We start from the raw sequence: 12,396 nt of genomic DNA on the forward strand, positions 1-12,396 counted from the left end.
TGTAAAAGCCGATAAGTGCGCTTGATAACTGCACCCGTCGGCCTGATAATATGGCTGACTTGATTTTTTAACCCCATAAAGAGACCCCACCATGAGCGAACAGGATTTTGATTTGGACAATTTGGACGATGTACTCGGCAACTTTGACGGTGTGGCCGTCGAGGGCGGTGTGGACGCGGAAAGCGAAGATGACAACTGCGTCGGCGGCGCGTGCAAAATCTAAACGGCAAAACAGCAAAGGCCGTCTGAAAATGTATTTTCAGACGGCCTTTGCTATTGGACACCCCTGCTTCGGTTGAGTCGGCATTATTTATCGCGCCACGGCTTCAGACGGCCTGTCAAACGCTTTTCCCGCCGTTACCTGCGTATTCTGTACGCTCAAAATCTCCAAGCAGCCGCGTCCGATACGGCGGGCGTAGTTGATGTCGTTGAGCAGGGATGAGGTTTGCCAGCCGTTTAACTCGTCGTTTTTCAGCTTCACCATCACGCGGCCGCGGAAGGTTTCCAGCGTTTCGGTGTGTACGTCCAACTGCTGAATCAGCGCGTCGCGCTCCATGCCCGCTTCCATGCCGCCGATGCGTCGGAACAGGCGCAGGGTTTTGAACACATGGCGGCGCAGGCGCAGATAATCGCGCTCAGAGGCCGAGCCTCCGCCTGCCAAATACTGCTGCATATTTTTCTGCAAGTGCTTGCTTTCTTTAACAATCTCTACAATCTGCCAAGCAGCGGCGAATGCACGGCCGAGTTGTTCCTGCTGCGCCTCTTCTTCCAAATCCATTTTGCCGGCGAAATCCAAAATCGCGCTGTAAAGCGGCTTGATTTGCCGCTCGTAAACCTGCACGGCATCCAGCTCCAGCGGCGGCTGCGGGGCGGGCAGGTTTTTGCCTTCGTCGGATTCTTCGCCGTAAAAAGTCTTTGCCGGTATATAAACCGCATGACACATTGCTTCGATGCCGGCTTGTCCCAAACGGTAAATCTCTTTTTCCACCGCCGCCAAAGCGGTATCGTCGGCACGCAGCAGGTTGGCGTGCAGATAGCGCGGCTTCAACACGGCCTGGTTTTCAGACAGCAGCACATCAGCGTCCGCCTTGTCGGGCAGCCACCGCCGCAGCTGTTCGGCCAGGCGGCCTTGCAGTTTCCAAAAGACGGCAATGCCGAGCAGGTTAAACAAAGTGTGGAACATCGCCAATTGCAGCAGCGGACTCATGCCCCACCACTCGCCGGGCAGCAATACCAAGCGCGTCAGCGGCCACCACAACATCATCGACAAAACCGCCGTTACGGCATTGAACACCACATGCGCCAGAGCCAGCCGCTGGCCGTTGCGGTCGCTGCCGAGCATACCCACCAAAGCCGTGGTCGCGCTGCTGCCGACGTTCGAGCCGACCGCAACCGCAAACGCCTGCATCAGGCTGACCTGTCCGCCCGCCAAGGCCGCCAGCGTCAAAATCAGCGTGGCGTGCGACGACTGCAGCACCACGGTCAGCAATAAACCGACCGTAAAGAAAATCAGCGGCTCGGCCATGCCGCCGGCTTGGCTTTTGCCGAAACCCATGTCCGCACCGAAGGCCTGGAAGCCTTCCTTAATCGCGTCCACACCCAGAAAAATCAACGCAATGCCGATGAGCACACGGCCTACGGCTTTGGTTTTGCTGTTGAAAAAACCGATGACGATACCGAACACCAGCATCGGCACCGCCGCCGGACTCAGGCTGACGCTCTGCCCCGCCATCGCCAGCAGCCAGATGCCGCTGGTCGAGCCGAGGTTCGTGCCCAAAATAATCGCAATTCCGCCCGCAAGCTGAATCATGCCGGTGCTCAAAAACGCAATCGTCAAGAGCGACACCAGCGTGCTCGATTGCAGCACAAACGTCGCCCCCATGCCGAACAGCGCGCCTTTCAACGGCGTAGCGGTGGATTTTTCCATCCACTGCGCCAGCCTGCCGCCCGCGACATTGTGCAAACCTTCTTCAATGCACTGCATCCCGAGCAGAAACAGAGCCAAGCCGTAGCAGAGCTTCATCCACGGCGCGCTGTACAGAAAACTCGCCGCCAAGCCCGCCACCAACAGGCCGGCCAATATGTATTGCGGTGCTTTTTTCTTCATCCGTTGCTCCGATTATTGTTATTTTTCCGCAACATAACATTTTTACAAAATGATGACAATCCGCAAAAGGCCGTCTGAAAATTTTCAGACGGCCTTTGAATATCTTAATCGAGTAAAACCTAAGTTTTGCATATGGAAAGCGCAATCTAACAAGTAGTCGGATTAAAGTACCGCCTGATACCGTCCGATTATTTCGAGGAATTCCCATGACCACCCCGATTTTCACACGTCTCGCGGCAATCGGCATCGCCGCAGCCGTCGGCCTCGGCGGCTGCGCGGTTTCAGACGACCCCGCCGTCAACACCATCGCCACAACCGCCGCCGTCGGCACAGCCGCATCATTGCTGTATTACAGTCTCGACGACGGCTATTATTACGACGACGGCTACAACCGAATGCCGCGCACATACCGCCCGGCCTACGACAGCCGTGTCCGCCGTATCGACAGTATGCGTGACTACCGCCGCCGCTATCCGCTCGGCACACGTACCGTGCAGCACCGCCAAAACCGCATCCTGCAAGAACGCATCGAACGGCAACGCGAACATGACCGCCTGCTGCACAACCGTCTCGACCAACAGCGCGAGCGCAACCGCCTGCTGCAAAACCGCTTCAATCGCGAGCGCGAACATGACCGCCTTATGCGGCAGCGCATGGAAGAACAACGTCTCCGCGAACGTATGCCGCAACAACGTTCCAAGCATTTGATACGCGACAGCCTCGACCGCCAGCGCGTACTTGAGCGGCAACGCCGCGACCAAAGGTTCCACATCCGACACCCCCCCGTTCGCACGCCGCAGCATACCAACCAACGCCGCCACCCTTGGTGGGAACAAAACCGCCGTTGACGGGTTCAGCCGGTCGCAAAACAGGGCGTTTCGGTTTCAGACGGCCTTCTGAAACCGAAACGCCCCCGTTTTTTGATACCGTATATTTTCAGACGGCCCCGTTTTCCGCTACCATAACGCCAACTCAAACACGGAAACCGCCATGAACCACGCACAACAGCTTCAAGCCGGCATCGCCGAAATGGGTTTGGACATCACCGCCGCACAACAGGCCAAGCTGCTCGAATACGTCAACCTGCTCAAAAAATGGAACAAAACCTACAACCTTACCGCCCTGCGCGACGAGTCGCTGATGATCAGCCACCACCTGCTCGACAGCCTGACCCTACTGCCCTATCTCGACGGTGCGCAAACCATGCTCGACGTCGGTTCGGGCGGCGGCCAGCCCGGCATTCCCGCCGCGATTTGCCGCCCCGACTTGCAGATTACCCTGCTCGATGCCAACACCAAAAAAACCTCGTTTCTGCAACAGGCCGTCATCGAACTGGGCTTAAGCAACGTGCGCATCGTCAGCGGCCGCGTCGAAGCCGTGCAGGATTTTCAGGCCGATGTGATTACCAGCCGCGCCTTTGCCGAACTCGCCGATTTCGTCAACTGGACGGCGCAGCTTCTGAAAGACGGCGGCTATTGGGCGGCGATGAAAGGCGTGTATCCGCAGGAAGAAATCGACCGCCTGCCCGATTTCGTGCAGGTGGAGAAAGTCGAAGAACTATACGTTCCGCAATTGGACGCGGAGCGGCATATGGTGGTTTTGCGCAAAAAGTAACAGGATTCCGAACAACAACCGAAGGCCGTCTGAAAAACGTTTCCCCGTCAAACCGTTTTTCAGACGGCCTTGTGATACCCATCCGGCGCAAATAACGGTACAATTCCAGCCATCATACTCTTACCATCGACAAAGCACATGAGCGCAAAAATCATCGCCGTCGCCAACCAAAAAGGCGGCGTAGGAAAAACCACCACCACCGTCAATCTCGCCGCTTCTTTGGCCGAACGCGGCCGGCGCGTTTTGGTGATTGACCTCGACCCGCAGGGTAACGCCACCACCGGCAGCGGCATCGACAAAGCCCGTTTGGAACAAGGCGTGTATCAAGTGGTGTTGGGCGGTACCGACATTGCCGCCGCAGCCGTGAAAAGCGAGAGCGGCGGCTATGACGTGCTGGGTGCCAACCGCGCTTTGGCCGGGGCGGAAATCGAACTGGTTCAGGAAATCGCCCGTGAAATGCGTCTGAAAAACGCGTTGCAGGCCGTTGACGGACAATATGATTTCGTTCTCATCGACTGCCCGCCCTCGCTCACGCTGCTCACGCTCAACGGCCTGGTGGCGGCCAACGGCGTGATTGTGCCGATGTTGTGCGAATACTACGCGCTGGAAGGCATTTCCGACCTGATTGCCACGGTGCGCAAAATCCGTCAGGCGATTAATCCCGAATTGGAAGTGACCGGCATCGTGCGCACCATGTTCGACGGCCGCAGCCGCTTGGTGGCGGAAGTCAGCGAGCAGTTGCAGCAGCATTTCGGCGAACTGATGTTCGACACCGTCATTCCGCGCAACATCCGTCTAGCCGAAGCCCCGAGCCACGGTATGCCTGCGCTGGCCTACGATTCGGCGGCCAAAGGCGCGCGCGCGTATCTTGCGCTGGCCGACGAACTGCTGGCACGCGTCAAGGCTTAAGGTTTCCGGTTTGGAAATTGAACATATTTGAATTTCATTATATGATGAGGCCGTCTGAAAATTATTGTTTTCAGACGGCCTTTTGTTTGCGGTCACGCTTTAAAACGTTATCCGCGGCAAGCCGCTTTTGATACAGGCCGTCTGAAAACCTACGCAAAGGAATGAACATGAGCAGCCCTTGGGATCAACGCTATCTCGGCGAAGATTATGTGTTCGGCACCGAGCCGAACGAATTTATCCGCCGCATCCGCCCGCACCTGCCGCCGACGGGCAAGGCATTGGATTTGGCCACCGGCGAAGGCCGCAATGCCGTGTTTCTGGCCGAATGCGGCTTAGACACCGAAGGCGTGGATTTGTCCGCCGTCGGTTTGGAAAAAGCGGCCAAACTCGCCGCCGAACGCGGTGTCGGCGTCGCTTTGCGCCAAGCCGATTTGCTGGCCTTGGACTTGCCCGAACAAAGCCGCGACGTGATTACCAGCGTGTTCTGCCACTTTACCGAACCTGACCGCACCCGCTTTTTGCAGCATATCGTCGCCGCGCTGAAACCGAACGGCCTGTTTGCCGGCGTGTTTTACCACCCCGACCAAACCGCCAACGGCACCGGCGGCCCGTCCGACCCGACCATGCTCGGCACGCTGGCGGAAATGCAGGCCGCGCTCGACGGTTTGGAATGGCTGATTGCCGAACACCGCAACCACGAATTAAACGAAGGCAGCCGTCATGTCGGTATGAGTTCGGTGATTTACCTGCTGGGCAGAAAGGCCGTCTGAAACAGGTATGGATACAGTGGGACTCGCGCTTTCAGACAGACTTTGCCGTGTCTGCTACCATACGCGGCTCATTCATTTCATTTGAAGGAAATCCCATGTCTGCTTACGTTATTTTCCTGCGCGACCAAATGCTCAACCAAGCCGAATATGACCGCTATATCCGGGAAGCCTCCCCGTCGGTTGCCCTGTATCACGGCGAAATCATCGTGTTTAACGGCGTCATTCAAGTGTTAGAAGGCGCATCTGCCGACGGCTCGGTAGTCATCAAGTTCCCCGACATGGCCGCCGCCCGCGCTTGGTACGACAGCCCGGAATACGCGCCGCACCGCCAAATCCGCATTAACGCCACCGTCGGCCGCGCGGTACTGGTGGACGGTTTGGCTCTGGAAAATCTGTAAACTTCCGCCGATAGAAAAAGGCCGTCTGAAAATCAGGTTTTCAGACGGCCTTTTCGGTTTCATCTTTATTCAAACAGCCTTCCCTGCGCCAGCAATGCTTTCACGGGCGCGAAATCCTCGCGGTGTTCGGGCAGCACGCCGAACTGCTGCAAGGCGGCCAAATGTTGCGCCGTGCCGTAGCCTTTGTGTTTCTCGAAACCGTATTGCGGATAGTGTTCGGCCAGCGCATACATTTCCGCGTCGCGCGCGGTTTTCGCCAATACCGACGCGGCGGAGATTTCCACGATTTTGCTGTCGCCCTTGACCACCGCTTCCGCCGCCACGCCCAAATCTTTCGGCACGCGGTTGCCGTCTATCCATACTTTATCCGGCTGTACTGCCAAACCCTGCACCGCACGGCGCATCGCCATCATGGTCGCGTGCAGAATGTTCAGCTCGTGAATCTCATGCGGATTCGCACTTGCAACGCACCACGCCACCGCCTGCGCCTTAATCATCGCCGCCAACTCGTCGCGCCGCTTCTCGCTCAGTTTTTTCGAGTCGGTCAGTTTGGGTAAATCGTAACGCTCGGGCAGAATCACCGCCGCCGCAAACACGCTGCCCACCAGCGGCCCGCGTCCGGCCTCGTCCACACCGGCATTCAAAATCACAGTCATCGGATACTTTCTGTTTTGGCTGAAATATGTGAAGCGGTATTTTAACGCGCTTTTCCCATGCAGTTTACGGCAAAATGCCGTCTGAAAACATTTCAGACGGCATTCTTGTTTCAGGCGTGAACTTACGCGCCGAATACTTTCAAACGCGATTCCAGCGGGGCGAACTCTTTTTCGCCGGCAGGTGCGGCGATGCCGCCGATGACCATTTGCGCGCGCAACGTCCAGCTTTCGGGCAGGCCGTATTCTTTGGCAATCGCGGCATCGGGCAGCGGATTGTAGTGTTGCAGGTTCGCTCCGACACCGGCGGCGGCCAAGGTGGTCCAAATCGCGTATTGGTGCATGGCGTTGGTATGTTCCGCCCAAATCGGGAAATTTTCGGCATAAGACGGGAACTGCTCCTGCAAGCCTTTGACGACGGTTTGGTCTTCAAAGAACAAAACGGTCGCTGCGCCTGCTTTGAAACCGTTCAGTTTTTGTTCGGTCGGCTCGAATTTGTCCGCCGGAACGATTTGACGCAAGGCGTCTTCGACAAAGCCCCACACTTTTTCGTGTTCCGCGCCGAACAGCACCACGACGCGGGTGGATTGCGAGTTGAACGAAGACGGGGTGTGCAAAACGGCGTGTTCGACGATTTTCTGTACTTCCGCATTGCTGATCGGCAGGTTTTTGTTCAATGCGTAAATCGAACGGCGGGTTTCCGCTGCCTGCTGTACATTTTGATATGTCATTTTTAAGTCCTTTATGTCAGTGAGATTTTTGAAATTTGTTGTCCAACGCCCACGCGCCGCCGCCTGCTGCGGCGATGTAGATGAAGATAAAGCTGAACAAAGCGGCCGCTTCGCCGCCGTTGAGCAGGGGCAGCAGCGCGTTCGGCTCGGTGTGCGCCATGAAATAGGCTGCGGCCATTTGTCCCGACAGGATAAACGCTACCGGACGGGTAAACAAGCCCAACAGCAGTAAAATCCCGCCGAAAAATTCCAAAATGCCGGCTATGCCGTAAAGGGAGAAAATCTGCAGGCCGTCGAACATTTCGACGTGCGGCAGGGCAAACAGTTTGGCCGAGCCGTGCAGCATAAACATATAGGCCGCGGCAATGCGCAAAACGGATAACAGCATGGGTTGGAAGCGTATCAGGAAATTCATTTGGTGTTTCTTGTTGGTTGGAACAGATGAACGCAGTATAGATAATTCCTTTCGGTTAATATATACTCGTTTCATTAATGTAATATTTCCGGATAAGAAAACATGGATACCTTATTCAGCCTGAAAGTGTTCCGCCATGTGGTGCAAAACGGCAGCTTCACCCGTGCCGCCGAACAGCTCGACATTTCCACCGCGATGGCCAGCAAACACGTCAGCCATTTGGAAAACACCATCCAAGCCAAGCTCCTGCACCGCAACAGCCGCAACCTGCACCTGACCGAAGCGGGCGAAGAATACTACCGCCAATGCAGCTACGCGCTCGATACGCTCGACACCGCCGCGCAAAAGGCCGCCGGCGGCGCGGAAAAGCCGCAGGGGATGCTGCGCGTGACCATGCCGCTTTGGTTCGCCAACAACCTTTTGAGCGGCTGGCTGGTGGAATACTGCGAACGTTACCCCGAAGTCACGCTGGATCTGGTGCTCGACAACCGCCATGTCGATTTGATTGCCGAGGGTTTCGATTTGGCTCTGCGCGTTTCCAAAACCCCCGCCCCGTCGCTGATTGTGAAACCTTTGTCGCGTATCGAATTTGCCTTGGTCGCCTCGCCCGAATACCTGCAACGGCACGGCACGCCGGCCACGCCCGAAGAAGCCATGCAGCACAAAGCGGTTCTGCCGTCCTATGCCAATCTGCGCAATGTCGAAATCACCCATACCGCCAGCGGCGCGAAATCCACACTCAGCCTGAAACCCGTCATACTGACCGACCATACCCTGATGGTGCGCGAGCTGGTCAAAGCAGGCGGCGGCTTGGGCTACCAGCCGATTTGGGCGGTGTATAAAGATTTGGAAGAAGGCAAACTGGTCCGCCTGCTGCCGGATTACACCATGCTCGACGAGCAGCTGAACGCCGCTTATGTCGACCGCGCGTTTTTGAGTGCGAAAGTACGCAGCTTTATCGACTTTATCAACGAGAAGATTCATCAGGCGAACTGTTGGGCCGTCTGAAAACAGGATGGGGCTTTTGTAAAAAAGTACGGTCAACAAGTGCACATCATTTGCTTGATGAAACGGATTTCCGCCCCTTGTCAAAGGCGGTACAAACCAAACACAGACAAAACAACAGGCCGTCTGAAACCTGAACGGTTTTCAGACGGCCTGTTTTCATCCGCTTCAATCAACGCCACACTTCCGCCAGCGTTTCTTCCACTTTCGCTTTTACTTCCGCACCGAAGCGGCGGCTCAAAAGTTTGCTCAAATCGTCTTCCGGCGTGTAGTTCACCAATTCCGGCGCTTTCACCACATCGCGCGCCACGCTGTACACGCTGCCGAAATCGTCAATCAGGCCGACGTTTTTCGCTTCCAGTCCGGTATAGACGCGCCCGCTGAACAGATCGGGATTTTCTTGTTCTTTCAAACGGTTGCCGCGCCCCAGTTTCACCGCTTTAATGAATTCGCCGTGAATCTGCTCCAGCATCTGCTGCCAGATTCTTGCCTGCTCGGGCGATTCCGGCGTGAACGGGTCGCCCATGCCTTTGTTGCTGCCCGCGGTTTTCAGACGGCGTTTGATGCCCAGTTTGTCCATCAGCTCCGTCGCGTCGAAACCGCCGCTGATGACGCCGATGCTGCCCACCACGCTGGACGGGTCGGCGTAAATTTTATCGGCGGCGGCGGCGATGTAATAGCAGCCCGAAGCGCAGGTATCCTCCGCCACCACATACACGGGCACGTTTTTATGCAGGGCTTTCAGACGGCGTATTTCGTTGAACGCGATGTTCGACACCACGGGCGAACCGCCCGGGCTGTTGGCACGGATGATGATGGCTTTGGCATTGCCGCTTTTATAGGCCGCTTCCATGCTGTCGCGCAGCATCTGCACTTGGTCGTCGTAGCCGTCACCGATGACGCCGTTCAGGTGAATGACGGCGGTGTGCGCTTTGGCCGCCTGAAGTGCCATCGGATGATTGTTCTTGCCGCCTTGGGTCATGCTGAAAATAAAGGCCAGAAACATCAATAAGCCGATGACGCGCCAGAAGTTTTTCCAAAAACGCGCGCGACGGCGGTCTTGATAAGCCTCGAGCAGCACTTCGCGCAGGGTGTGACGCTCCCAGCTTTCAGACGGCATCTGATTCGGGTTGGAGGGATTTTGATCGCCTTCGCGGCGGATGCGGTATTGCATGACGGTTCTCTCTCTTGAATGCGCAAGGCTAGATTGTATAACAAACGGCCGTCTGAAAACACGGCCTTTTCAGACGGCATGAAGGTTCGGACGGCCTTACCGCATACTGTGACGCGCCATTTCCAGCGCGGTTGCCACCGCCACCATCAGGCTGCCCGAATCGGCTTTGCCCGTACCGGCCAAGTCCAGAGCCGTGCCGTGGTCGACGGAAGTGCGGATGAACGGCAGCCCCAAGGTGACGTTTACGCCCTGCCCGAAACCGGCGTATTTCAGGGTCGGTAGGCCTTGGTCGTGATACATCGCCAACACCGCGTCCGCATCTTCGAGCATAAACGGCTGGAACACGGTGTCCGCCGGATACGGGCCGCGCGCGTCGATTCCCCGGGCTTTCAGGTTTTCCAGCGCGGGAATAATCACCTCTATTTCCTCCCTGCCCAAATGTCCGCCCTCGCCCGCATGGGGATTCAGCCCCGTTACCAAAATCCGCGGTTGGGCAATGCCGAATTTGTCGCGCAAATCGGCGTGCAGAATCTGCGCCACCGATTCGACCAAAGGCTGCGTCACGGCGGCGGCCACGTCTTTCAAGGGCAGGTGCGTCGTCACCAGAGCCACCCGCAAGCCGCCGCCCGCAAGCATCATGACGACCTGTTCCGTGCCGCTTTTTTCCGCCAGATATTCGGTGTGGCCGCTGAAAAAACCGCCACTTGCACGACCGTCGTTAATCACGCCTTTATGCAGCGGCGCAGTGACCATTCCGGCAAACAGGCCGTCTGAAATGCCTTGGCAGGCAATGTCGAGCAGCTCGAGCACATACGCCGCGTTGTTCGGATTCAGACGGCCTGCCTCGCAAACGCCGTTCAGCGGCACATGCCAGACTTCCAATACGCCGCTTTGTTTTTCAGACGGCCTTCCGGCATCAAAATCCGCCAGTTCGACCGCTTTGCCCAACATCTGCGCACGCTGCCGCAGCAGGTTTTTGTCGCCCAGCACCACGGGGCGGCAAGGCAGATCGGCAAAGGCCAAATCCAAACAGATGTCGGGGCCGATTCCGGCAGGTTCGCCGCTGGTCACGGCTAAAATCGGTTGGTTCACGGCAGGGTTCCTTTATGGTTGAATCCGTGCCAGTTTCCACCAGAAAGCCCGTTTTTTCAAGTGCGGCCTACGGCGGCGTGCGCATTGAAAAAAACAACCGCACCGCTCAATCCAGGCAATGACCCCCAAAATATTCCTGATGACGGCGCCCCTTTGTGATAACCTTTTTGCGGTCTTATCGAATCGTGTGCCTTATCCGAATGCCAGAAATCACCTCAGCCAACCTCATCACCGCTTTCGGCATCACGCTGGCAGCGGGTTTGTTCACCGTATTGGGCAGCGGCCTGGTCATGTTTTCAAAAACGCCCAACCCGCGCCTGCTCTCGTTCGGCCTGGCCTTTGCCGGCGGCGCGATGGTGTATGTGTCGCTCACGGAAATCTTCGGCAAATCCGGCGAAGCCTTTGCGAAAGCCTACGGCGAAGCGGACGGCTTTGCCGCCTCCACCGCCGCTTTTTTGGCAGGCATCGCTGCCATCGCCCTGATTGACCGCCTTGTGCCCAATCCGCACGAAACCTTGGATGCGCAAGACCCCGCGTTCCAAGAAAACCGCCGCCAACACGTCGCCCGCATCGGCATGATGGCCGCGCTGGCGATTACCGCACACAACTTTCCCGAAGGCTTGGCCACGTTTTTCGCCACCCTGGAAAGCTCGGCCTTGGGTATGCCTTTGGCCTTTGCCATCGCCATCCACAATATCCCCGAAGGCATTTCCATCGCCGCACCGGTATATTTCGCCACGCGCAGCCGCAAGCTCACCGTTTTGGCCTGTCTCGCTTCCGGCCTGGCCGAACCCTTGGGCGCGGTGCTCGGCTATACTCTGCTGCAACCCTTCCTCTCACCGGTCGTGTTCGGCAGCGTATTCGGCATCATCGCCGGCGTGATGGTGTTTCTTGCCTTAGACGAATTGCTGCCTGCGGCCAAACGTTATTCAGACGGCCACGAAACCGTTTACGGCCTGACCTCCGGCATGGCGGTGATGGCATTGAGTTTGGTGCTGTTCCACTTTTGAGCTTGGCAAGCCTGCGGAAAGGCCGTCTGAAAACCAAATTTTCAGACGGCCTTTCTGCTTATCCTGCTTTTATCTGCCGAATAAATTCGCAATCATTTCAATCTGTTCGTCACTTGCCTGAGTTTCGCCCAAACGCGCGGCCACCGCCCATTCGCCGCTCAAACCGTATTCGGCGGAAATCTCCGCCCATTTTTCCAGCTTGGCTTCATCGGTGGCATTCTTCGGCAGCGGGTCGGTTTTGACGATGGCTTTGTACGGCGTGTTCATGGGCAGCTCCTTTCTCTTCGGCTCAACGGTCTGATGATACAACGACGGTTCAGGCCGTCTGAAAATCCGTGCAAACAGGTAAATGTTCGCCCGCATTTCAGGCTTGAAGCTTCAGCCGAACCGTCCCCTTGCTGCAAAATGCAGCATTAGCTTGACATCTGTCAACCTAAGCAGCCGATTTTCTTGTCATGCCGCAAGCCGTATAATATAACATACGATTATTGGATGCCGCCGAATGCAGGCGGCCGCTG

15 protein-coding genes are annotated in these 12,396 nt (G+C 56.8%); 8 read left to right on the forward strand and 7 right to left on the reverse strand.

Annotated elements, in window-relative coordinates; genetic code table 11:
* Nucleotides 1-91 precede the first annotated feature (91 nt).
* The gene (locus ACM67E_RS10995; RefSeq protein ID WP_416191479.1) at nt 92-223 is read left to right on the forward strand and encodes a hypothetical protein; all 132 of its coding nucleotides are present in this window, start codon (nt 92-94) and stop codon (nt 221-223) included.
* A gap of 87 nt (nt 224-310) precedes the next feature.
* Here the strand turns inward: ACM67E_RS10995 and ACM67E_RS11000 are convergent, their stop codons facing one another.
* Nucleotides 311-2,107, reverse strand: a complete 1,797-nt coding sequence (locus tag ACM67E_RS11000) for a Na/Pi cotransporter family protein (RefSeq protein ID WP_416191480.1) — start codon at nt 2,105-2,107, stop codon at nt 311-313.
* A 206-nt stretch (nt 2,108-2,313) separates the two neighbouring features.
* Here ACM67E_RS11000 and ACM67E_RS11005 point away from each other — a divergent pair, with 206 nt between their 5' ends.
* The 5 genes from ACM67E_RS11005 to ACM67E_RS11025 all read left to right on the forward strand — a co-directional run bounded on the left by ACM67E_RS11005 (nt 2,314) and on the right by ACM67E_RS11025 (nt 5,798).
* Entirely contained in the window at nt 2,314-2,955 is a 642-nt protein-coding gene (locus ACM67E_RS11005; RefSeq protein ID WP_416191481.1) for a hypothetical protein, read from the forward strand.
* A 142-nt stretch (nt 2,956-3,097) separates the two neighbouring features.
* Entirely contained in the window at nt 3,098-3,721 is a 624-nt protein-coding gene (gene rsmG, locus ACM67E_RS11010) for a 16S rRNA (guanine(527)-N(7))-methyltransferase RsmG (protein ID WP_416191482.1), read from the forward strand.
* 138 nt (nt 3,722-3,859) lie between these two features.
* Nucleotides 3,860-4,630, forward strand: a complete 771-nt coding sequence (locus tag ACM67E_RS11015) for a ParA family protein (protein ID WP_416191483.1) — start codon at nt 3,860-3,862, stop codon at nt 4,628-4,630.
* 167 nt (nt 4,631-4,797) lie between these two features.
* Nucleotides 4,798-5,400, forward strand: coding sequence for a class I SAM-dependent methyltransferase (locus ACM67E_RS11020; RefSeq protein ID WP_416191484.1), 603 nt, complete (start codon nt 4,798-4,800; stop codon nt 5,398-5,400).
* 95 nt (nt 5,401-5,495) lie between these two features.
* Nucleotides 5,496-5,798: a DUF1330 domain-containing protein gene (locus ACM67E_RS11025; RefSeq protein WP_416191485.1), complete on the forward strand. Its 303-nt coding sequence runs from the start codon at nt 5,496-5,498 to the stop codon at nt 5,796-5,798.
* Nucleotides 5,799-5,863: 65 nt separating this feature from the next.
* On the opposite strand, the gene rnhB is transcribed toward ACM67E_RS11025, so the two are convergent.
* The 3 genes from rnhB to ACM67E_RS11040 form a co-directional block, all read right to left on the reverse strand.
* Nucleotides 5,864-6,454: a ribonuclease HII gene (gene rnhB, locus ACM67E_RS11030; protein WP_416191486.1), complete on the reverse strand. Its 591-nt coding sequence runs from the start codon at nt 6,452-6,454 to the stop codon at nt 5,864-5,866.
* Nucleotides 6,455-6,576: 122 nt separating this feature from the next.
* Nucleotides 6,577-7,182, reverse strand: a complete 606-nt coding sequence (locus ACM67E_RS11035; RefSeq protein ID WP_416191487.1) for a nitroreductase family protein — start codon at nt 7,180-7,182, stop codon at nt 6,577-6,579.
* 16 nt (nt 7,183-7,198) lie between these two features.
* Entirely contained in the window at nt 7,199-7,597 is a 399-nt protein-coding gene (locus tag ACM67E_RS11040) for a DoxX family protein (RefSeq protein WP_416191488.1), read from the reverse strand.
* A gap of 102 nt (nt 7,598-7,699) precedes the next feature.
* Here ACM67E_RS11040 and ACM67E_RS11045 point away from each other — a divergent pair, with 102 nt between their 5' ends.
* Entirely contained in the window at nt 7,700-8,605 is a 906-nt protein-coding gene (locus ACM67E_RS11045) for a LysR family transcriptional regulator (protein ID WP_416191489.1), read from the forward strand.
* A 169-nt stretch (nt 8,606-8,774) separates the two neighbouring features.
* Here ACM67E_RS11045 and ACM67E_RS11050 read toward each other — a convergent pair whose 3' ends face one another.
* Complete coding sequence (locus tag ACM67E_RS11050) at nt 8,775-9,776, reverse strand: S49 family peptidase (protein ID WP_416191490.1); 1,002 nt, start codon at nt 9,774-9,776, stop codon at nt 8,775-8,777.
* A gap of 96 nt (nt 9,777-9,872) precedes the next feature.
* Complete coding sequence (pdxA, locus tag ACM67E_RS11055) at nt 9,873-10,868, reverse strand: 4-hydroxythreonine-4-phosphate dehydrogenase PdxA (RefSeq protein ID WP_416191491.1); 996 nt, start codon at nt 10,866-10,868, stop codon at nt 9,873-9,875.
* A gap of 200 nt (nt 10,869-11,068) precedes the next feature.
* On the opposite strand from pdxA, the gene zupT reads away from it, so the two are divergent.
* Nucleotides 11,069-11,878, forward strand: coding sequence for a zinc transporter ZupT (zupT, locus tag ACM67E_RS11060; RefSeq protein WP_416191492.1), 810 nt, complete (start codon nt 11,069-11,071; stop codon nt 11,876-11,878).
* Between the two features lie 69 nt (nt 11,879-11,947).
* On the opposite strand, the gene ACM67E_RS11065 is transcribed toward zupT, so the two are convergent.
* A complete protein-coding gene (locus ACM67E_RS11065; protein ID WP_416191493.1) occupies nt 11,948-12,145 on the reverse strand; it encodes a hypothetical protein in 198 nt (65 codons plus the stop codon).
* Between the last annotated feature and the right edge of the window lie 251 nt (nt 12,146-12,396).

Source organism: Neisseria sp. CCUG12390, from assembly GCF_047837985.1.
Classification (GTDB): domain Bacteria; phylum Pseudomonadota; class Gammaproteobacteria; order Burkholderiales; family Neisseriaceae; genus Neisseria.